Genomic DNA, 343 nt, shown 5'->3' on the forward strand with positions numbered 1-343 from the left:
GGACAAGAAAAATCGCTGGAGCCGCGGCCGACCTCGACCTCGCGCCAGCCGGTCTTGCCGCGCAGCGTGACCAGCACGCCCTTGTCCGGAAAGATCTCGATCCAGCCGGCGCCATCGCTCTTTTCCTCGCGCGTGACGTCGAGGCCGACGATTTCCGAGCGCCGCAGGCCACCGGCAAAGCCGAGCAGCAGGATGGCGCGGTCGCGCAGGCCTCTCAGATCGTGGCCGAGCGTGGCGATCATGGCGAGCAGATCGTCGCCGAGCACGGCTTCCTTCACGCGCGGCGGCTTGGCATGCTTGCGGCGGATGCCGGCGAGCACCGTTGCAATGTGGCGGTCCGCTC

Annotated in this window: 1 protein-coding gene; it reads right to left on the bottom strand. The window is 68.5% G+C overall.

What is annotated here, in order from left to right; genetic code table 11:
- Positions 1–343: site-specific integrase (locus tag AC0L3D_RS37035; RefSeq protein WP_473647580.1), on the bottom strand; the 343-nt coding region annotated here is incomplete at both ends.

Source organism: Mesorhizobium sp. WSM4837 (genome assembly GCF_055811435.1).